The organism is Oleiphilus sp. HI0043 (assembly GCF_001634935.1).
In genome coordinates this window covers 1-806 of sequence record NZ_LWEY01000373.1, presented here as the reverse complement: position 1 = coordinate 806, position 806 = coordinate 1, and the positions used below count along the sequence as shown (strand labels likewise).

1 protein-coding gene is annotated in these 806 nt (G+C 48.8%); it reads right to left on the bottom strand.

Going from position 1 to position 806, the window contains the following annotated elements:
* Positions 1 to 806 (bottom strand): aconitase family protein (locus A3729_RS05100; RefSeq protein WP_255376378.1); only part of this gene is annotated, 806 nt, incomplete at both ends.

Below are 806 nucleotides of genomic sequence, written 5' to 3'. Positions count from 1 at the left end.
TTCCCCAGGTAACTTGAGGTTTGATTTCAGAGCCCTCTAGCTCGACAACCTGATCAAAGACAGCATCGTCATCACTGTGCAAGTCTTTCCAGTTTTCGACTGCGGCGTCCCACATCTCGCCTTTTGGCGCGAATGAACGGCCTTTGACATATTCTATGGTGGTTTGATCTACTGCGATCACACCTACTCGTGCACCGGCCTCAATAGCCATGTTGCAAACGGTCATACGACCTTCCATAGATAGCTCTTCAATTGCTTTACCTGCAAATTCGATTGCACAACCTGTTCCGCCAGCCGTACCAATTTTGCCAATAATAGCCAAAACGATATCTTTACCTGTGATACCTTCGCCAACTGAACCGTTCACACGTACAAGCATGTTCTTCATCTTCTTCTGAACAAGGGTCTGGGAGGCCATAACATGCTCAACTTCAGAGGTGCCAATACCGTGAGCCAAGGCACCGAATGCGCCATGGGTAGAGGTATGGGAATCACCACAAACAACCGTCATGCCCGGCAAGGTAGCGCCCTGCTCTGGGCCTATTACGTGCACAATGCCCTGGCGCTTGTCTAACATTTTGAATTCAAGCACGTCGAAAGCTTCGCAGTTGTCATCCAAGGTTTGTACCTGGATACGTGAAACTTCATCGGTAATAGATTCAATTCCGCCAGTTCTGTCAGTTGTCGGGACGTTATGATCAGGTGTCGCGATATTAGCATCAGTTCGCCATAAAGGACGACCAGCCAGACGTAAGCCTTCAAAAGCCTGCGGTGACGTTACTTCGTGCAGAAGTTGTCTATCGATA